Raw genomic sequence first — 20066 nt, forward strand, 5'->3', positions numbered from 1 at the left:
ACAAGGAGAGATGTGAATATGTGGAATGCGTTGAAAATGAAAGAACCCGTCAATACTTGGACCCACTTTGTCACCTGTTTGGCGGCGGTTGTCGGCTTGGTATACCTGATCTTGTTGAGCCGTGAAAACATCTCTACCTTGATCACTATGACCATCTACGGAGTTAGTCTCATTTTGCTGTATGCTGCCAGTTCGATTTATCATTGGGTGAGAACGACACCAAAGAAGGAACTGATCCTGAAGAAGATCGACCACTGCGCCATTTACCTGCTGATTGCCGGTTCCTACACTCCAGTTTTTTATCATGGGTTGGACGGACTGTGGAGAACGGTCATGTTAACGGTGATCTGGGTGATGTGCGTCATAGGTATTGTCTTGAAAATTGCCTTCATCCACCTTCCGCGTAACGTGTCGACTGCGTTTTATGTCACACTTGGATGGATCGCGGTGATTCCTTTTGTCAAACTGGTGAAAGTGCTACCGCTGGGGGCAATCATCCTGATGATCGTGGGCGGTGTGTTGTACACCATCGGCTCTATCATTTATGCCACCAAGATATTTGATTTCTTTCCCCAAAAATTTGGGTTTCATGAGATTTTCCATCTGTTTGTCTCTGCCGGTTCCGGTGTCCACTTCGCCATGATGGTTGCATATATCATTCCGCTGGGAATGCAATCATAACAAAAACGTCTCCCCGGATAGATGGGGAGACGTTTTTTGTTGTTTATGATGTTGCCGTTACGGGTGCAAGTTGGCGGGAGTAAGTTTTTCACTCAGCTTTTGCAACATGTCCGCTGTCATTTTTTCCAAATCATAAGCGGCTTTGAAACCCCATTCTTCCTTGGCCGCCGTGGCGTCGATGGAATTGGGCCAGCTTTCGGCGATTCCTTGGCGCACTGGATCGACATCATAGTCCAAGGTAAAGGAGGGGATATGCTTGCGGATGGCCGCGGCAATCTCTTCCGGTTCAAAGGACATCGCCGTCACATTAAAGGCATTGCGATGTTTCAGCTTGGCGGCGTCGGCTTCCATCAAGGTGATGATGGCGTTCAAGGCGTCGGGCATATACATCATGTCCATGTATGTGCCTTGTGCGATGTAAGAAGTGTACCGGCCCTGCTTGATCGCTTCATAATAGATTTCCACCGCATAATCGGTCGTGCCGCCGCCGGGGGGAGCCACATAGGAAATCAATCCCGGGAAACGGAGGCCACGGGTATCCACTCCGAATTTATGGTAGTAATAATCACACAACAATTCGCCCGATACTTTGTTTACCCCGTACATGGTGGTAGGACGCTGAATAGTGTCCTGCGGAGTGTTGTCTTTGGGTGTAGAAGGGCCAAAGGCACCGATTGAGCTGGGGGTGAAAAATTGGCAATCCAGCTCGCGGGCTACTTCGAGGGCGTTGACCAATCCGCCCATGTTTAGATTCCAAGCCAAGAGGGGTTTGGCTTCGGCGGTTGCCGACAGCAATGCTGCCAGATGGATAATGGTGTCCACCTGCCGTTTTTTGGCGACGGCGTACATCGCTTCAGCATCGGTGACATCCAATATTTCAAAGGGGCCCGATTCCACGACGGGACTATCCGTCCGCCGGATGTCAGTGGCGATTACATGGCTTGCGCCATAGATTTCCCGCAAACGCATAACGAGTTCTGATCCGATTTGCCCCAAGGCTCCAGTAACAAGGATTCTTTTCATAAGTCTTCCTCCAACCAAATGGAACGATTTGTCATCAGGTGACTTGCATCTAATGAAGTGCTAAGGATTGCTGCGTTGTGAAACCATTAAATGATTCCCATTTCTTTACCCACTTTGGCATAGATCTCCAAGACGCGATCCAGCATCTCTTTGGTGTGTGCGGCAGTAGGCATGTTGCGCACCCGTCCGGTTCCGCGTGGTACGGTTGGGAACACGATTGCTTTGGCGTAAACACCTTCTTCGTTCAGGCGTTTGCTAAATGCCTGCGTTTCCACTTCGCCCCCGATGATGCAAGGCGTGATCGGTGTTTCACTGTCGCCGATGTTAAAGCCCAGCTCCTTCAGGCCTTGTTTCAGGTAATTGGCGTTATCCCACAGTTTTTGCTGCAGTTCGGTGCTGTCCATCAGGATTTCAATCGCTTTTTTCGCCGCGGCCACATCACCTGGCGTCAAGGCAGTGGAGAACAGGAACGGACGGCTGCGTACCTTGAGCCAATCGATCAGTTCTCGTTTCCCAGCCACATATCCCCCGACTACGCCAATTGCTTTGGACAAGGTGCCGATTTGGAAATCCACTTTGTCAGACAGGCCGAAGTGTTTGACTGTACCAGCGCCACCACCCAACACGCCGGAGCCGTGTGCGTCATCCACATAGGTGATGAGATCGTATTCTTCGGCAATCTCCACGATTTCCGGAAGTTTGGCGATATCCCCATCCATAGAAAAGACACCGTCGGTAATGACCATGATTTTGTTGTAAAGGCCGGATTCTTTTGCTTCTTTCGCTTTTTGGCGCAGGTCATCCATGTCGGAGTGGTTGAAGCGGATGATTTTCGCTTTGGAGAGGCGGCAACCATCAATGATCGAAGCATGGTTCAACTCGTCAGACAAGATGGCGTCGTTTTTGTCCATTACAGCTGAAATCGCTGCCATGTTGCAGTTGAATCCAGATTGGTAGGCAATGGCTGCTTCCGTCTTTTTGAAAGCAGCAAGGGTTTCTTCCAGCTCGACGTGAAGTTGGAGGGTACCATTGATGGTCCGAACGGCACCAGCACCGACCCCGTATGTTTCGATCGCGTTGATGGCCGCTTCTTTAAGCCGCGGATCGGTGGCCAGACCCAAATAGTTGTTGGAAGAGAGGTTGATCAATTCCCGTCCATCAATCTTGATCACAGGTCCGTTGGCGCTTTCCAGAGGATCGATCACATTATAAAGTCCTTTTTCTTTCAGTTCTTGTAAATTTTCCTGTAAGAATTGTGATAATACCTTGCTTGACACGATAAAATCCCTCCAAAGTCCCGGGTATTCTTTTGTTCGTAAACATTTGTCCATGGTGAATGGACAAATGAATCGCATGCAAGCGCTGTCATGACGCGGTTTACACCATTACTTTAACATATTTTTTTCATTGTGTTTATGCCAGGTGGACAAAATATTTTTTCTTTCTTCATAAGTATGGGCATTTGGTCCCGTAAGCATGAATTTGTTATAAAAAGGTTTTATTGGGTTTATATGTTGAAATAAACCAAATAAATGATGAATGGATACATGTTGTTCGGAATGTGGGTGGGCCTGTTCGGACCAGGTCTTATCCAGCTGTTGGTGGCAAATATTTCCGATTGCTTCAAGTTCTTTCTACAATCTCAATGGGCAAACAAGATAGCTTTCGCTTTTCCGAAGATATGGTTATTTTGCTAACGTTGGGGATTGCCCCTTATATCTCTGCTCATTTTAAGTTATTATTTTATATTGGAGAATCACAGGCATGTTTTGCGTCGTGTTTTTCAAATGTCGTCTCGATCGTCGATGGACGAGAAGCGAATGGGGAAACGTGTTAAAACACGGTCCTCTCGTTATTTTTGTCCATAAGATGGTTTTGAAATAGCTTAGAACGAAATTGTTTTTTTTAATGCTGTTGATGAGCGGAGCCAATTTTTCCGCATGCACGCGCTTGGCGCATGAAGGGTATGGAAGATGAGTTTCGCTCTACCTTAGCCATGTTCTCCAGAGAGAGGTAAGAGAGGTTTACATTGATTGAGATAATATGCGTTACGTAGGAGGGGAGAGAGTGCGCAAGACAAAAAAATCGATTCACCTGGCTACTTTGATGTTAGGAGCGGCTCTTCTTTTGGGCGGTTGCGGGGGATCACTGGCTGCTAACGATTCGACGCCAACCCCTTCCAAAGAGACGGCAACCAAACAAGCCAAACCGGAAGATCAACCTGTGTCCAAACCGCCAGCCAAACAGGTGATTGCGATTCCGTCAGACCCGGCTTCGCTCGCGGTACTGGTCAACAAACAACGTGCTTTGCCGTCGGGGTATAAGCCTGCAGACTTGATACAGCCCGATGTGCCGTTTTCTTCATGGGGCAAGGATGAGAAAAAGTTGATGCGCAAAGAGGCGGCCCAAGCGCTGGAGCAATTGTTTGCCGCAGCAAAAAAACAAGGGATTGAGCTGGTTGCTGTATCAGGGTACCGTTCTTATGAAAGGCAACAAGCGACTTATGAGTCGGCGTTAAGGAGAAAAGGGAAAGAGAGCACAGCCAAATATAACGCTGTGCCTGGTCATAGCGAGCACCAAACTGGCTTGGCGATGGACGTGTCGGCCCGCAGTGTGGGCTTCCGCTTGATCGAGTCGTTCGCCGCAACAGCGGAAGGGCGTTGGTTGGCGGACCATGCGCACGAATTTGGTTTTATCATTCGCTATGCCAAAGGGAAAGAAGATGTGACTGGCTATGGATACGAACCTTGGCACATCCGCTATGTTGGTAAGGAAATAGCCCAAGAGATCAAGAGCAGAGGCATTGTCTTGGAAGAGTATTATTCGGTACCAAAATAACAGGCGTGGTCTGATGACAGATCATCATACAAAATAACCGACCCATTGTGTTGGGTCGGCTTTATCTGTTTGGGGAGTTGGAGGAATGAATAAACAAGCAGGCATGTCAGTGCAGTTTTATTTGTTTTTTTTCACCTGGGGCGTCTTTATTCCATATTGGACAGCCTGGCTTAAAACGAAAGGTTTTTCGATTGAAGAAGCCGGTTGGTTTGTCTCTCTCAGTCTGATTGTGCGGTCCGCGTCTACGTTGTATGGTTATCCAGCCTTATGCCGCGTGGCCCCTTTGTCTCAGTTGGCGCGATGGCTTCCTTTCTTGTCGGCGGTCATCTTGCTTGGATTTATTCCATTTCAAGGTTTTGTGCCCATCTTGGTTCTGACCGTGTTGTTCGCTTGGACATATCCGGTGTTGTTGCCGATGAATGAAACCATTGCCAACATGTTGGCCAAAGAGAAACAGATTGATTATGGCCGAAGCCGTTTGTGGGGTTCGGTGGGATACATCGTCGGCCTGTATGTGACGGGCTGGATTACATCCCGGCTGGGGGATGCTAGCACCCTATATGTTTTGTTTATTGGAATAATCATTGTATATCTGCACTCTTTTGTCGGGGTGTCCAACCAGTTCGCCACAAAAGCGTCCACCAGGGACAACGTGTCCATGCGCAAGCTATTCAAGTCACGTGCTTTCATTTGGTGCCTGTTGGTATGCATTTTGCTGCAAGGGGCACATGCCGCATATAACAGCTATGGTGTCGTTTATCTGCAGAAGCTGGGGATTGATAACTCCCAGATTGGCTTGATCATGATTGTGGCAGTTGTCGCTGAGATCGGGTTCTTCTATGTTGCTGACCGGTTTATGGCCAACGTGCCGATTGCGGTGATGTTTTTCATTGCTGCGGTGTCGTCCGTCGTTCGTTGGGGAGCGATTTACCTGTTTCCCGATGCAACGGTGTTTATCATCACGCAAGTGTTGCATGCAATTACGTTTGGCTTGACTCATTTTGCTTATATGCGATTCGTCAACCAATGGGTACCCAATGCATATATCCCTTCCGCGCAGGGAGCGTACGCTTCCTTGGCGATGGGGCTTGGCACGGGGCTATTGACGATTTTGTGCGGATATGCCTACGCAGTGTCGCCGCAATTGCCTTTCTTGCTGATGGCGGCGTTGACGATGCCTAGCTTCGGGCTGGTGTTTTTGTTACATGGTGCCTTGAAACGGCAACCATTGCCCACGGCGTCAACGTCAAGCTAAAGACCTCTTATATCAATTTCTTCTATAAATGTTTTTTAATAGGGCATTCTACCACGGGTGTGTGGTAGAATGTTTTTGTGTAAAGGAGTCATACCATTCAGTTTTTAATAGAATACGACCTTGTTTGGATGGGAGAGGATGGCAAGATGCGGCCGATACTGTTAGGTGTGATCGCGGCATTCTTTTTTGCGTTTACTTTTGTGTTGAATCGGGCGATGGAATTGTCCGGAGGGAGCTGGATTTGGAGTGCGTCGTTGCGATATTGGTTTATGGTGCCCTTTTTGTTCCTGATCGTGGGCTTGCGTCGAAATGTGAAGCCGCTCTTCGCCCATATGCGGGCTCATCCCCTCCCTTGGCTGGGATGGAGCATGGTGGGGTTTGGTTTGTTTTACGCCCCGATGTGCTTTGCGGCGGCATACGGCCCCGGCTGGTTGATCGCCGGTACATGGCAGGTGACGATTATATCGGGTACCTTGTTGGCGCCCTTCTTTTGGGAGGAGGTGCAGACGCCGACGGGCGTGCGAAAAGTCCGCCAAACGATTCCATGGCTCGCTCTGGGTGTCTCCATGTTGATCGTCGTAGGGATTGCGCTGATGCAGTTGGAGCATGCCCGCCAACTCTCCCTCACAGAGATCGTCGGGGGAATCCTCCCGGTGCTGGTGGCCTCATTCGCTTATCCACTGGGCAATCGGAAAATGATGGAGGTTTGCGAAGGGAAATTGGACGCATATCAGCGGGTATTGGGCATGACGCTGGCGAGTCTCCCGTTTTGGTTGGCGCTGTCCATCTATGGCGGGTTGACGGTTGGAGCGCCGAGCGAAAGCCAACTCTTCCAGTCGTTATTGGTAGCGCTGTGCTCGGGAGTGGTGGCCACGGTGCTGTTTTTCCAGGCGACGGATATGGTGAAGGGAGATATGCAACAATTGGCCGCCGTCGAAGCGACGCAATCAGCTGAGGTGCTGTTTGCCGTGTTGATGGAAGTGGTTTGGTTGCAAGCGGAACTGCCGTCACTGTGGTCTTGGGCGGGCATGGGCCTGGTTGTGATCGGCATGATTTTCCATAGTTATCTGTCCCACCGAAAGCATGCCCCCCGCCCATCGGCCAAGCCGGAGTTGTAAGCCAAGCGCGGCTCTGCTGTTGTCAGCATGTAAGCGTATGCCCGGTGGCATGAACATCGCGTTTCGCCCTGCATTGAAAACAAGCCGACCTAGACGCTGGTCGGCTTGTTTGCGTTTGACAGAGATGTGGTTGAGGAGTCAGATCTGGGTTGTTTGGTTTTGAGATTCATCACGATGATACCGATCAGGACGCATGCGCCACCGATGATGTGGGCAAGCGTGACGCGTTCATTCAGGAACAGAGCTCCCACAGCTACGGCGATCACCGGTGACACATAGGTCCATGTGACAGGGAACAGCGGATTGGTTTCACGCATTAACCAATAAAACAGGCCAGAGGCGACGATGGAGACCACGATGCTCAAGTGGAGCAGGGACAGGAGAGTAACCGGCGTGAAATCGACTTGCGCGTTTCTTTCTATCAACAAAGAAAGCGCGAACAGACCGAAACTGGCGAAGACCATTTGCCATCCGTTAAGTGTGGCGGGTGACACCTTGTCCATGAGCCGTTTGGCGTGAATGGCACCGAGTCCGTGAATAAATTCAGACAGGACGATGGCCAATTTTCCATAAAACGGGAGAGAGCCGAGTTGGAAGGCCGAGGGAGTCTCGCCGATGACGAACACCATCCCGCCACCGCTCAAGAGCAAGCCTGCCACCAGCATCCATGTAAAAGTGAGTTGCCTGAAGAGCAGGGCGAGGATGGCGCTGAAGAGGGGGGATGTCGCCACCAACAGGGCGGCTTCCCCTGAATCAATGTGTTGCTCCGCCCAGTACAGCGCGGCGAAGGGAATGGTTGTCATGCAGAATCCGATCCACGCTAACTCCAAATATGTTCGCCAGTCAAGGGATTGCCACCGTTTGGATAGGCCGAGGCATAGGCAGAGCAAGCCGCCAGCAATGGCAAAGCGCAGGCCGGCCGCCAAGAAGGGGGGCATGCCGTCACCAAGCACCAGTTTAATAGCTAGAAAGGAAGTACCATAGATAAGGCACATCAGTGCGTAACCGAACCAAGTGATCCAAGTCATGATGATCCCCGCTTTCGTGTGTTGATGAGGAATAGGATATCAGGAAGCGGGAACCCATGGTATGATCAAAAAGAGATACCGTTATAACCTCAAGTTATATCCCGTGTATAAGATAACCATGTCCAATCAAAATGTTGTTGTCTTCACTTTTGCAAGGCAGGAGAGAGCGAATCGTGTTTACGTTGCGACAATTGCATGCCTTTGCCACCGTTGTGGAACAAGGGAGTTTGAACAAAGCGGCCGATGCGTTATTCGTTTCCCAACCGGCTCTCACCAAACAGATGAGCCAATTGGAAGAACAGCTGCAATGCCGATTGTTAATCCGGAAAACGACGGGAGTGGTCTTGACAGAAGCAGGCCGGCACTTATATAGCCGGGCGCGTGCCATTTTGGCGGAAGCTGAACAAATCGAGCGGGAAATGAGGCAGTTTGCCGAGGAGGCGCCGCTACGGATGGGAGGATTGCCCAGCCTGGTCAGCTATTTTCTCCCTTCGTTTATCCATGATCTCCACACCCGCGGCCAAACAGTGGAGATGACCGTGGCGGATACCACCGACCAGCTGATTGCCAAATGGCGGGATGGAAGGTGTGATGTGGTGTTTGTGCAAGACTTTGCCGGCGGTTCGGGGATGTTGTCCCGGCGCCTGTTGGAAGAGCCTTACGTCGCCGTATTGCCTGTTTCGCATCCCTTGGCTCAGTTGCCGTCGCTTGCACCGCAAGAATTTTTGACGGAGCCGTTGGTGGTGTACAAAGAACCGTGCGACATGCGGGAATCATGGCTCAGGTGTTGCGAACGGTGGGGAATTCCGCCAAAGACGGTACTGGAGCTGGATGCGAATGAGTCCATCCCCATGTATGTAGCGCGGGGCATTGGCATTTCGTTTGTGCCGCGGATGATGGCCGAGCATTTGCATATGCCCGCGTTGGTGACCAAACCTGTTCGAGATGCACAATTTTGCCGCTCCATTGACGTAGTGTATACCCCGGCATGGGAGCGGGTGATCCGGCAGTGGTGGGGTGCTCCCCAGCCAGCAGGACAATCAGGGGGTTAAATTTAAAAACAAAAGCCCCTTCATCGGGGCCTTTTGTATATGGGTCTAAAAAGCTTTATCTTACCCTAACTTGCTGGCGATATCGCGCGCGATCCAAACCCCGCACGCTCCAGCCTGGGCCAATCCTCGCGTGACGCCCGCTCCGTCTCCGCCCAAATACAAGCCGGCAATCTCCGACTCGAAATGGCGGTTTAGTTTGGGGCGGGCGGAGTAAAATTTTGCTTCGACTCCGTAGAAGAGAGTGTGTTCTGCGGCGATACCAGGGGTGACTTTATCCAAGGCTTCCAGCATTTCAATCAAACTTTTCATGGTGTTGTAGGGTAGGACCAGTCCCAAGTCGCCGGGCACCGCTTCCTTCAATGTCGGGGAGATAAACCCTTCTTTGATCCGTTTGGGAGTGGAGCGGCGCCCTTTTTTGATGTCACCATATTTTTGTACGATCACCCCGCCATTGGACAATTGGTTAGCCAATCGGGAAATGGCGTGGGCGTACTCGGTCGGTTGGTCGAATGGATCGGCAAACTGATGGGAGACCAACAGCGCGAAGTTGGTGTTGTTGCTGCCGAGTTCGGGGTTTTTGTAAGCATGTCCGTTGGCCAGCATGATCCCTGAATGGTTCTCAACCACTACGTGGCCGGACGGATTGGAGCAAAATGTGCGCACTCTGGTGCCGACAGAAGTGTTGAAGATAAATTTGCCCTCATACAGATGTTCGTTGATCTCTTCCATCACCAGGTTGGAGGTTTCCACCCGAACCCCGATATCCACTTGGTTGGCACTCATTTTGATGCGCCGCTTCTTCAGCAGGTTGCCTAGCCAATGCGAGCCATCTCGTCCGGGGACGATCACCACCTTATCAGCGAGTAGGGTGGTGCCGTCCTTAAGCTCGACCCCGCACGCATGATGCACACCTTCGGCTTTCTCCGTCACCAGATCGGCCACTTCTGTTTGATAGCGCATCTCAATTTTATCTTGTAGGTATTCATAGATGCTGGTCAAAATCTTGAGGTTTTGTTCCGTGCCCAAATGTCGTACTTGGGCGCGGAGCAATTTGAGTCCGGCAGAGTATGCGCGCTTTTCGATCTCGCGCACCCGTTCAGTCAGAGGATCAGTCAGCACATCGCTGGCTCCGTGTTTCAGATTGATTTGATCCACATATTTAATCAACTCAACTACCGTTTCCGCATCCAGATAGTCCGTCATCCAGCCGCCGAATTCGCTGGTGATGTTGAACTTTCCGTCGGAGTAGGCCCCCGCACCGCCAAAGCCGTTGGTGATGGAGCAAGCCGGCACACAACCGGCGTAATCTTTTTTTCCAGCGGCGGGCGGACACTTCTGAATTTTTTTCTGCAAAATAGGGCAATTGCGACGGTGGATGTCGTGCCCTTTGTCAATCAGCAAGACCTTGGCTTCCGGGCACCGCAATGTCAACTCGTAGCAAGTGAAGATTCCGGCGGGCCCAGCACCCACAACAATCACATCATAGCGGTTTTTCATGCGAACGCCTCCGTGTTTGCCAGAATGGATGTCAAATGCGTTGCTCTCATGTCATCTTACCCAAAATGGGAGTCGCTTTATCAGACTCATATCGAGAATCGTTGATTTTGACCGAATAAGCGTATGTCCTGGCTCTGTAACGGATGTGGGGAATGAATCTACCCCATGCATCATATCCATTTTGTGCTGTGAATGCGGAGAAACGGGTAATATAGTACTACAGTTGCATTTTAATCCAAATCATTAAAATGTATATCCATGAGTTTGTTATGACAATCAATACAAAATAAACATTATTTGAATTTGATTTTAAAGTCTAAATCATTGATCTATTAAATTATAAATATATAATATATTTAAAGGTTGAAGGAGATGATAACAATGAGGTCTATAAAGCTAGCTCACGACCAAGAAGATTTAGCTATCAAAAGAGTGCAGTTTCCCAAAGAAATTCGAACACGGATTCAAAAACTTCAAGAGAGAAACAATTGGTACAATTTTTTTGCGTTGGCTTATGATTGGGGCCTCATTGCCCTTTCTATCATCATGTATAAGCTTTTCCCCTCGGTTTGGGTCTACTTCTTGTCCATCCTCATCATTGGTAGCAGAATGAGGGCGTTTGATAACTTAATGCATGAGGCAAGCCATGCCCTGCTGTTTAAAAACCGCGTACTTAACCGTTGGATCGGTTCGTTGTTTGCCGCTTATCCCGTATTCACTTCTTACAGCACTTATTGCAAGTCCCATTTCTCTCATCACAAGTATTTATGGGATACCGAGAAAGACCCTGACACTAAGCGCTATGAGCTAGTTGGTTTGGACAAGCCCCAAGAAGACCCATGGAAGTTTTTGTTTGCCCATGTCGTCAAACCTATTTTTTTGCTTCATGTGCCCAAATACATATATGGGACAATTTGTGTGAACCTCTTTTCCAAAGATGAGAGCTTGACGGAAAAATGGAGTCGCTTTCTCTACTGGATTGTAATCATAGGAAGCTCCATTCTGTTTGACTTTTGGATGGACTTGATTTTATTCTGGTTTGTCCCCCTGTTAACAACCTTTCAGGTGCTTCGGTATTGGGCGGAAATGGCGGAACATTCCGGTTTAAAAAGCACAAATTTACTCTTATCCAGCAGAAATACGTTTGGTAACCCCATTGAACGATTTCTCATTCATCCGCATCATGACAATTATCATCTGGTGCATCATTTGTTTCCTGCCGTTCCCCACTACAATTTGAGGAAGGCGCATTTGATTTTAATGGAATTGCCTGAATACAGGGAAGCGCACCATTGTTCAGGATACTTCAAGTCATTGCTGCCGGGGGTGCGTTCCGTCATTGAAGACATCGGGGGCCGCTTTGCAAAATTGAATTAAGCAACCTTGCACCAAATAACCGATGGCCCCAAATCCGAATGTTCCCATGCGTTTCGCTCATTGTTGGCCCTCATGGGGACAAGGGTTTCCGGCCATCAATCATACTCTTATGAAAGATGGAGTTGAACCGCAATGAAGTCCTTTCATGTATCATTGGATGAAAAAATAGTCCAGCGCTATCCCGACGCCAATGTTCATTTTATGCTGGCATCCAACCTGCATCGCGTGAACCACGAATTGATTCGAGATTATCTCGCCACGGTGGAAACTCGCATCGACCACGACCGGGCTAAGGAAGTGAGTACGGGTTGGCGGGCCGTTTATCAATCTATGGGCATCAAACCCAGCAAATATCTGTGTTCGTTTGAAAGCCTTTATAAACGGGCGGTGAAACAAAAGCCGGTCTTTGGGATCCATCCGGTGGTGGATGCGTACAATGCCATTTCCTTGTCCTATCAACTATGCATGGGCGCGTATGATTTGGATACGGTGCGGGATGAAATCATCCTGCGGTTGAGCGCGGGGGGTGAGTTGTTTTATGGCATCGGCATGCAGACTCCTCTCACACTGGATGCGGATGCCGTGGTGTATGCCGACAAAAAGCGCATCCTCTGCGCTTATTGGAATCATCGCGATGCAGAAGCGACCAAGATAACCGAGGCGACCCGCACCGCTATCTTCTTTGCGGATGGGGCAAAAGCCGAGGATCGATCCCGAGCCACCCTGGCCCTGCGCCAATTGGCGGACCTACTCGGCTCCGGTGTGATCTGCTCTTCGCTGTATTCACTGGACCAACACAAACCATCGGCCAGCCTAATGCTTCCATTAGATGAATGTGAAGAAACAGGTTCAACCTGTTCTTTTTAAATTAACTGGAGGGTTTTCACCTATGATTCAAGCATTGATCCATGGCATGATTCTCGCGTTCGGCCTTATTTTGCCGTTGGGCGCGCAAAACGTGTTCGTATTTAACCAAGGCGCAACCCAACCCCGCTTCTTCCGGGCCTTGCCAGTCATCCTCACCGCATCGATTTGTGATACGTTGCTCATTTCTTTGGCGGTGTTGGGCGTTTCTGTCATCATTCTCACCATCGAATGGCTCCAACTCATTTTATTCTCGGTGGGGATCCTGTTCCTGCTCTATATGGGTTGGACCGTATGGAAGTCTAAACCCAATCCAGTCGGGGGCCAAGCGGAACGGATGTCCACCAAGCAACAAATCTCCTTTGCCGCTTCCGTTTCCTTGTTGAATCCCCATGCGATCCTTGATACGATCGGGGTCATTGGAACCAGTTCCATCCAATATGAGGGTATGGAGAAATGGGTGTTTAGCCTCGCCTGTGTAGCCGTTTCATGGATATGGTTTTTTGGACTGGCCCTGTGTGGGAAACTGGTTGGACAGTTGGATTCATCCGGCAGGGTCTTGGGCGTCATCAACAAAATCTCCGCCCTGATCATCTGGGGTGTGGCGGTCTACTTAATCGCCAATCTCATAAGCGGAACATAAAAAAATAATTGTTATTCACCGTCTTTCAGTCCAGCAAACGCGCCAACGATGATGTTGGCGCTTTGTTCAAGTATCATTCCGTGTAATCTTGCTGCAGGTCGGGGCCACTACGGACAGCTGAGCAACATCTGGCGTGCAAGTTGAGGTTTGGTATAAAATTCTGTATGATTTGGTACCCCAGTTTTTTCACAACGTTGTGGATCTTCTATCCAAGCTTTAGGAAGATAGAGACTACGGTCAATCAAGGTGGCTCCTTTTGGACTGGCATAACTTAAGCATACTCCCATTTGACAATTTTCAATCCGACCAGCGGTTCCGCTATATTGACGTTGAACTCCTACAGACTTCTGACCTTTTTTAAGAAAACCCGTTTCGTCTATTACTACAACCGCCTCAGGATGAGATAAATGTTCTTACATATATTGTTGCAAGTCATCGCGAACGGCTTCAGCGTCCCATCGCGCTCTTCCCAGCAAATGCTGAATGCCGTATGGAGTCGAGACACCCGTATACTCAGCTAATTGCCAACCGTTTTTTCGTTCAACAGAACTCAGCAATCCCAATAGATAAGCGCGACAACGTTGCCGCTCTTCCACACGTGGAAACTGTTTACCAATCCGGTTGGCTAATGCTTCAAATTCAGCAGACCAGTTCAAAGCATCTATTCCATTATGTTCAACAAGTTGTTCATCCATTTGAAAGTCCATAAAAAATCCTCATCAGCTAGTTGTAGTGAATTCATTATCTTTATATTATACTAAGTTCAAAAAATTACAACTATAGTACTAGAAGGAAGCGTATGGGTTTTAGCGAACTTGTTGTGAAAACCTTGATTTGTAGATCGAAACCGGGGAGCGTCTGGAAAAGTGGGTTGAGAAAAGATGCGCCCCGGCAAATACAGGCGGTGGATAGGATGTCCATAGGCAAAGAGGAATGGCAATTGGAAGAACGGCGTTTACAACATGTGCTCACAGAAATGAATGAGGCGATCTCCGAGCTGAGCAAGCAGCTATCTACCCAAGGTGAAGATTTGCGCGTCTGGCGTGGGGAATTTTGGGAAGATGTGACCGTAAACATGGCCACTGCGGAGGACGCCTTGGAAACGGTGGCGAGTATCACCCAGCAAGCGCGGGTGATGTCTGAACAAGAACGAAGACAAGAGCGGGATCGCCGCCGCTTTCATGTGCTGAAGCGCATGGTGAAATCGCCGTATTTTGGCCGGGTGGATTTCACCGAAGCGGGAGAAACCGACACGGAAGAGATTTACATCGGCATCGCTTCGTATTTTGATGAAAAGACGGATGCCCATTTGGTTTACGATTGGCGTGCCCCGATTGCTAACATGTATTATGACGGGATGCCAGGGCCGGTTGAATATGAGACGCCGATGGGGACGGTTCAGGGAACCATGCACTTAAAACGGCAATACCTGATTAAAGATGGCAAGCTGTTATCGGCATTTGACATGGGCGCAGTGATCGGCGATACCATTCTCAAAGAAGTGTTGGGTCAACGCTCCGACACACAGATGAAAAATATCGTCGCGACGATCCAGGCGGAGCAGAACCGCATCATTCGCGACGACCGCAGCAAGGCGGTGTTTGTGCAAGGGGCTGCGGGAAGCGGCAAAACATCGGTCGCCCTGCAACGGATCGCTTATTTGCTCTATAAGCACCGCTCTTGGCTGTCCCACTCGCAAGTGCTTCTGTTTTCGCCCAATCCGGTCTTTATGAGCTATGTCTCCAATGTTTTGCCGGAGTTGGGTGAAGAAAATATCAAGCAGACGACGTTTCAAAAGTATGCGGAACACCGGTTGGGAAATGCGTTTCGCATCGAAGACGCATTTGACCAGCTGGAACATGTGCTCACCCATGAATCTGATCCAGCGCTACCCGCCCGCATGAGTGGGATTCGGTATAAGTCTTCTATTTGCTTTTTCCACTTGTTGCAAGGGTACAAACAATGGTTGGAGCAAGACGGTATGCAATTTCGGGATATCATGCTAAACGGCCGGGTGCTGGTTTCCCGTGAACAGATGGAAGAGCGATTTTACACACATGCCCCCGATGCCAAATTAGCCAGCCGGGTGCAGATGATGCGCGCCTGGTTGTTAGATGAATTGGAGCGGCTGGCGGAACAATGCATCTGGGACGATTGGGTAGGAGAGGAAGTCGAATTCCTCGAAAAGGAAGATTATTATCGGGCGTACAAGTCCAGCATCTGGGGCGATGCTGATCCGGGAGAGCACCACAAAGCAGAGTCGACTTTGCGCAAGAAAGTGGTTCGTCAGCGGTTCGCGCCGCTTCGCAAACAGGTAAAGCAGCTCGCGTTTGTTGATGTATATGGCGTGTATCAACAGCTCTTTGTAGAAGGCATGGTGGAGCGGTCTGCGAAAAGGGAGGACATCCCTACGGATTGGCCGGAAATTTGCGCTTATACGCGACGCTTTTTTCAAGAAGGCACCATTCCCTATGAGGATATTACGCCTCTTTTGTATTTGCAGGAATTGATTCACGGCGTCCGCCGGTATATGGATATCCGGTATGTGCTGATCGATGAGGCGCAAGATTATTCGCCGTTCCAATTGCAAGTGATGCGGACTCTGTTTCCGATGGCCAAGCTGACGGTCTTGGGGGATTGGAACCAAGCCATCTTGCCGCACCAAACGCGTCAATCAGGTTTGGAGCAGATGACAAGCTTATTTGCTGAAGGAGAAGCCCAGCAATACGAGATGAACCGTAGTTATCGATCCACTTCGCAAATCGTCGCGTTTACCCGTGAATTGCTGACTGATGCTAAACCCGTGACGCCGTTTAATCGGGAAGGGCCGTTGCCAGTGGTGCGGAAGTTGGCAGCACCGGAGGATTTAGCGCGCAAACTGCATGAAGATATCGCAGCCATCCGAGCTGAGGGATATGAATCGCTGGCCGTCATTTGCAAAAGCCATCAAGAATGCGTGCAAACGTATGCGAGGCTGCAAGGGCATGTGCCGATCACTTTGGTTGATAAAGAAGACCAGGAGTTGGCATCCGGCGTGGTGATCCTTCCGGTGTACCTGGCCAAAGGCATTGAATTTGACGCGGTGGTGATTTACAACTTTTCGCAGGAGAATTACAGCAGAGAAAGCGACCGGAAACGTTTGTACACGGCTTGCACACGGGCCATGCACCGGCTATTCCTCTATGTGCAGGGAGAAGTTTCCCCGTTTTTGGCCCAAGTGGACCCAAACAAATTTACCTGGATGTGAAACAAACGGATAGTGGCGAAGAAGCCGCTATCCGTTTGTTGCTTTGGCATGCAGATAATAAATATAGTCCATCGAGGTGAATGGATGCCCCAATTGTTGCAACATGGTCATGATGTTGCCACGGTGATAGGTGTCATGATTGACAGTATGTTGCACCAATTCATAGAGTGGGGTTTCCATTCTCCCGATATGAGCATGTTCAAGCACGATGGATTGAGTCAGATCGCCTTGACGTTCAAAAAATGCGCGATACTGCTGGCTCAACGCCACAAACATCGTTTCCAGCTCAGCCATGCCAGCCGCTTCAGCCTGCTCTTGAAAAGTTTCCCCCATCGCCAGTACTGCCATCATATCGCCGCCAGACATGATGTTAAACCAAATCTGATCCACCGCATACATGTGTGCCAACACCTTTGACAGCGAAGAGAATCCCGTTTCAAACTCCCGGCGATAGAGATCGGCGGGCAACTCTTTCAAACGTTCAAACATCTTTGCATTAGCCCAGGTATGATAATCGTAGAGCTGTCGTGTGTTTTCATTCATAAAAGATCTGGCTCCTTTGTGCCGTTTTTAAATGTTGGTGTCTTCTCATCGTGCAGGTTGTAAGAGATGAGCCGCCCCGCCTGCTTAAGGGTCCGCAGGCCAACGCCGTATTCCATTCTCTTCACTTCTAGGGAAAAAGGAGGTTCCGCCGATGGCCGTCTGCACATATGGACTATTCTTCTTTAGGTTTATAAAAACCTTTCTCATGTTCCACTATCTTTTGATAGCGGGTTGGTTAAATAACGATTCGCGTGTTTGAATGTCATGAATGAGGTGGTTTAATGGGTGTTATGCAAGATTATATTTATCAACGTAACAAAATGTGCGTTTTGTAACCTATATTTCGTTGGTTTTTGTAAGAAATTATCCGTCGAGCATGAAATGTCCTCTTTTTGGGTGTGTGCATTGTAAATAGGTGGGGTTGGATCATGTTATATACATAAAAAACACCAAGCCCTTGCTTGGTGCAGGTTCACTCAATCTGTATCTGTATCATCATCACCGTATCTGCTGTTGGAAAATTTAGCAAACGTCAAAGATGTCATCCTCGTCCTCCTTAAAGTTTAGTTCTTTCAACAGGAAGAACAAAAGATTGGTCGAATCAGTAAATTCTTTTTCTTCTTTCATCTTATCATAACATTCAGCCATTAAATACAATGCTTTTGCTTCCATTGATTTGTAATGGTGATTTTGAGCCAAAATCATAGCTTGTTTGTATGAAGTAACTGCATCATCATAATGGAGTTGATTTTTAAGGCTGTTTCCACGAACAATGTAGGCTTTGGTTATACGATAGGCATCATTTAGCTTTTTGCCTAACTCGATGGCTTGTTCTAAATGTTTTTCTGCTTTGTTCCAGTTTTGTTGACCATCATGTAAAATGGCTAGGTATGTATGAGCATCGATATGTCTACGGGGAAATTTTACGTCTTTGTCATTATTAATCACTAACTCAAAATAGTAAGCAGCTTTACCATATGCTTTTTGCTGTAGATAAATGCTACCTAACACATTAAGCAAATCATAGGTACGACTCAAGAAAAGGTTCTTTTTCCCTTTCCGAATTCCCTCTTTGCAACAGGCAATGGCTTCCGAGAACATTTTGCTTTTTCTGAGTAAGATGGCTCTGAACTTATATAAGTTCAAGGTAACCCTTGTTAACTCAATTTCTTGGATAAGTGGCCAAATCTGGTTTAATAAGTGACTCGCTTGTTCTGTTTGTCCTGCTCTTAGCAGATACAAAATTTTATTACTTAACAGAATATATCGAACCTCTTTTCGTTCTTTATCTGCTTGAAAGGCCTCTAAACCTTGATTAACAAAGGACAATGCTTGGTCCAAGTCATTTTGATGATACGCGCAAGTGCTTAATTCTTTTAAGCATAGAGCAATGATGTTATCCGACGGATTGAGTGAATGGTGTCGGCATAATAATATAGCTCGCTGAAAGAAATGCTCTGCTTTGTGCCATTCTTGTTTTTTTAAGTGAGCCAATCCCATCAGGTAGTGAAAATGTGGTGCAAGTGGATGAAAGTCTTCTAACTTTGTACCTAGTAATAAGTCATAAATTATTGTTGTTTCATTGTTGTCTAATAAGGCTTCAATAAAGTCAAGCTGAAACCGAAGCTCTTCGATTCTCTCTGCTTCTTCTGCAATCAAATGTTTTAAAGAAGCTGGATCGATATTCAATTTTGTTAGTAAATAGTGCAGTTTTTCCTGTGAAACTCTTTGTTCGCCATTTTCGATAAAACTAATCGTTGCAATAGAGATATTGCGATCTTTTAGATCTTCTAAACGAAGATTTTTTTCTTTACGTCTCTTTTTTATGATATAGCGAATAAGATCTTGAGACAAATCAGTCATACATTGCTCCCTCCTTAATTGCCACCATTATATATCGAAGTGAGGTTGTTTGGAATAAAAAGGAATAACATCGTGTGATTTAAATGGTGTAGCTTAAAAGAAGGAGAGCCGCTGAAATTTGATTGATCAGTAATAGCCCGATTGTATTGGATTTTGTATAAATTTAACCTAAATAATTTAAATCAGGAAAATAATTGAAAAATGATTGCGGATTGGATTACTATTGATATAGATTGCAGAAAATGGGTGTTAGTTGTTGCAGAATAGGGAATCCTACTCTGCAACAATTGTAAAAATTAGAAATTCAAATTTGGTGAACTAATGCTTTTTTAAGGGCATTTGTAAACCACTTGAGAGGATATTCATGGATTGAGGATCATAATATGTTGAAATGAGTGTGGAGAAACGCTGGTTACCGGTTTCATTGTCAATTTGTTTTAAGACTTTCAGGTTGGTTATATAATGGACAACTCCGTAACTTCCGATTGCATGCAATCCTGCAATCATTGTGACAAAGTTGGGATCATTCTTACCTAACTGAAGTCTACCAAAATAGGCAATGTCTATATTTTCGGCGGGTTGCTTGTCTGATGGGGATAGAAGCTCATTGTTAGTGGTTGTATCAATAAATTTCCACAACCCACCTTCTTCTTTAAATTTGTAATAGGGATCTGTAGAAAGAATCTCTTTAGTTCTAGGAGAGGATTTAGGACCACAGATGACAATGGAACCTGGTTCGAAATTAATATTTGCGTCAACAGGAATATGTTTTAGATTTACTTCTATACGATGATTGCGCAGAAATTCGGCCAAATGATACGCAGCATAAAAATCCTCTGCTGCAATTACAGGCATTGTTCGCCCTAAATTTCTACCTGGAAAGTAGATAGTGATACGTTCTGCCCCAAAAAAGCGAGCGACTACTCTTTTTTTACTCCATTCCATGAGTTGTGTGAAAATCCAACTACCTATAAGTAGTAAGTTGATCAGCAGAGAGAGGATCAAATCCAGTTTGTCTAACAAGTTTTCCAAGTAAA

General features: G+C 47.7%; 16 protein-coding genes and 1 pseudogene. 9 read left to right on the top strand and 8 right to left on the bottom strand.

Going from position 1 to position 20066, the window contains the following annotated elements:
• Positions 1 to 18: 18 nt before the first annotated feature.
• Entirely contained in the window at positions 19 to 681 is a 663-nt protein-coding gene (trhA, locus tag EDC32_RS01850) for a PAQR family membrane homeostasis protein TrhA (RefSeq protein ID WP_246026819.1), read from the top strand.
• Positions 682 to 738: 57 nt separating this feature from the next.
• Here trhA and EDC32_RS01855 read toward each other — a convergent pair whose 3' ends face one another.
• Positions 739 to 1704 carry an L-threonine 3-dehydrogenase gene (locus EDC32_RS01855; RefSeq protein ID WP_132219799.1) on the bottom strand — a complete coding sequence of 322 codons (966 nt, stop codon included), beginning with the start codon at positions 1702 to 1704 and terminating at the stop codon, positions 739 to 741.
• 86 nt (positions 1705 to 1790) lie between these two features.
• Positions 1791 to 2981, bottom strand: coding sequence for a glycine C-acetyltransferase (locus tag EDC32_RS01860; RefSeq protein WP_022738349.1), 1191 nt, complete (start codon positions 2979 to 2981; stop codon positions 1791 to 1793).
• A gap of 829 nt (positions 2982 to 3810) precedes the next feature.
• Here EDC32_RS01860 and EDC32_RS01865 point away from each other — a divergent pair.
• From EDC32_RS01865 to EDC32_RS01875, 3 genes are all read left to right on the top strand, one after another.
• Positions 3811 to 4542 (top strand): M15 family metallopeptidase, encoded by a 732-nt coding sequence (locus EDC32_RS01865; RefSeq protein WP_425460163.1) that lies wholly within the window; start codon positions 3811 to 3813, stop codon positions 4540 to 4542.
• Between the two features lie 85 nt (positions 4543 to 4627).
• Positions 4628 to 5797, top strand: coding sequence for an MFS transporter (locus tag EDC32_RS01870; RefSeq protein WP_132219801.1), 1170 nt, complete (start codon positions 4628 to 4630; stop codon positions 5795 to 5797).
• 146 nt (positions 5798 to 5943) lie between these two features.
• Positions 5944 to 6915: a DMT family transporter gene (locus EDC32_RS01875; protein ID WP_022738353.1), complete on the top strand. Its 972-nt coding sequence runs from the start codon at positions 5944 to 5946 to the stop codon at positions 6913 to 6915.
• Between the two features lie 89 nt (positions 6916 to 7004).
• Here the strand turns inward: EDC32_RS01875 and EDC32_RS01880 are convergent, their stop codons facing one another.
• Positions 7005 to 7943, bottom strand: coding sequence for a DMT family transporter (locus tag EDC32_RS01880; RefSeq protein WP_132219802.1), 939 nt, complete (start codon positions 7941 to 7943; stop codon positions 7005 to 7007).
• 173 nt (positions 7944 to 8116) lie between these two features.
• Here EDC32_RS01880 and EDC32_RS01885 point away from each other — a divergent pair, with 173 nt between their 5' ends.
• Positions 8117 to 8995, top strand: a complete 879-nt coding sequence (locus EDC32_RS01885; protein WP_022738356.1) for a LysR family transcriptional regulator — start codon at positions 8117 to 8119, stop codon at positions 8993 to 8995.
• Between the two features lie 60 nt (positions 8996 to 9055).
• Here the strand turns inward: EDC32_RS01885 and EDC32_RS01890 are convergent, their stop codons facing one another.
• Entirely contained in the window at positions 9056 to 10492 is a 1437-nt protein-coding gene (locus EDC32_RS01890; RefSeq protein WP_054096118.1) for an NAD(P)/FAD-dependent oxidoreductase, read from the bottom strand.
• A 381-nt stretch (positions 10493 to 10873) separates the two neighbouring features.
• Between EDC32_RS01890 and EDC32_RS01895 the strand changes: the two genes are divergently transcribed.
• The 3 genes from EDC32_RS01895 to EDC32_RS01905 all read left to right on the top strand — a co-directional run bounded on the left by EDC32_RS01895 (position 10874) and on the right by EDC32_RS01905 (position 13376).
• The gene (locus EDC32_RS01895) at positions 10874 to 11869 is read left to right on the top strand and encodes a fatty acid desaturase family protein (protein WP_054096117.1); all 996 of its coding nucleotides are present in this window, start codon (positions 10874 to 10876) and stop codon (positions 11867 to 11869) included.
• A gap of 132 nt (positions 11870 to 12001) precedes the next feature.
• Positions 12002 to 12736, top strand: coding sequence for a B3/B4 domain-containing protein (locus tag EDC32_RS01900; protein WP_022738359.1), 735 nt, complete (start codon positions 12002 to 12004; stop codon positions 12734 to 12736).
• A gap of 22 nt (positions 12737 to 12758) precedes the next feature.
• On the top strand, positions 12759 to 13376 hold the full coding sequence (locus tag EDC32_RS01905) for a LysE/ArgO family amino acid transporter (RefSeq protein ID WP_022738361.1): 618 nt from the start codon (positions 12759 to 12761) through the stop codon (positions 13374 to 13376).
• Between the two features lie 122 nt (positions 13377 to 13498).
• Here the strand turns inward: EDC32_RS01905 and EDC32_RS16575 are convergent.
• A pseudogene (locus EDC32_RS16575) lies at positions 13499 to 14083 on the bottom strand (IS701 family transposase); the annotation flags it as partial.
• Positions 14084 to 14289: 206 nt separating this feature from the next.
• On the opposite strand from EDC32_RS16575, the gene helD reads away from it, so the two are divergent.
• Positions 14290 to 16623 carry an RNA polymerase recycling motor HelD gene (helD, locus tag EDC32_RS01920; protein WP_054096181.1) on the top strand — a complete coding sequence of 778 codons (2334 nt, stop codon included), beginning with the start codon at positions 14290 to 14292 and terminating at the stop codon, positions 16621 to 16623.
• 27 nt (positions 16624 to 16650) lie between these two features.
• On the opposite strand, the gene EDC32_RS01925 is transcribed toward helD, so the two are convergent.
• From EDC32_RS01925 to EDC32_RS01935, 3 genes are all read right to left on the bottom strand, one after another.
• Complete coding sequence (locus tag EDC32_RS01925) at positions 16651 to 17166, bottom strand: DinB family protein (RefSeq protein WP_132219804.1); 516 nt, start codon at positions 17164 to 17166, stop codon at positions 16651 to 16653.
• A gap of 522 nt (positions 17167 to 17688) precedes the next feature.
• On the bottom strand, positions 17689 to 19029 hold the full coding sequence (locus tag EDC32_RS01930; protein ID WP_022738366.1) for a helix-turn-helix domain-containing protein: 1341 nt from the start codon (positions 19027 to 19029) through the stop codon (positions 17689 to 17691).
• A 318-nt stretch (positions 19030 to 19347) separates the two neighbouring features.
• Positions 19348 to 20061 carry a hypothetical protein gene (locus tag EDC32_RS01935; protein WP_022738367.1) on the bottom strand — a complete coding sequence of 238 codons (714 nt, stop codon included), beginning with the start codon at positions 20059 to 20061 and terminating at the stop codon, positions 19348 to 19350.
• Between the last annotated feature and the right edge of the window lie 5 nt (positions 20062 to 20066).

Origin of the sequence: Laceyella sacchari, assembly GCF_004343255.1 — a bacterium.
Lineage (GTDB): Bacteria > Bacillota > Bacilli > Thermoactinomycetales > Thermoactinomycetaceae > Laceyella > Laceyella sacchari.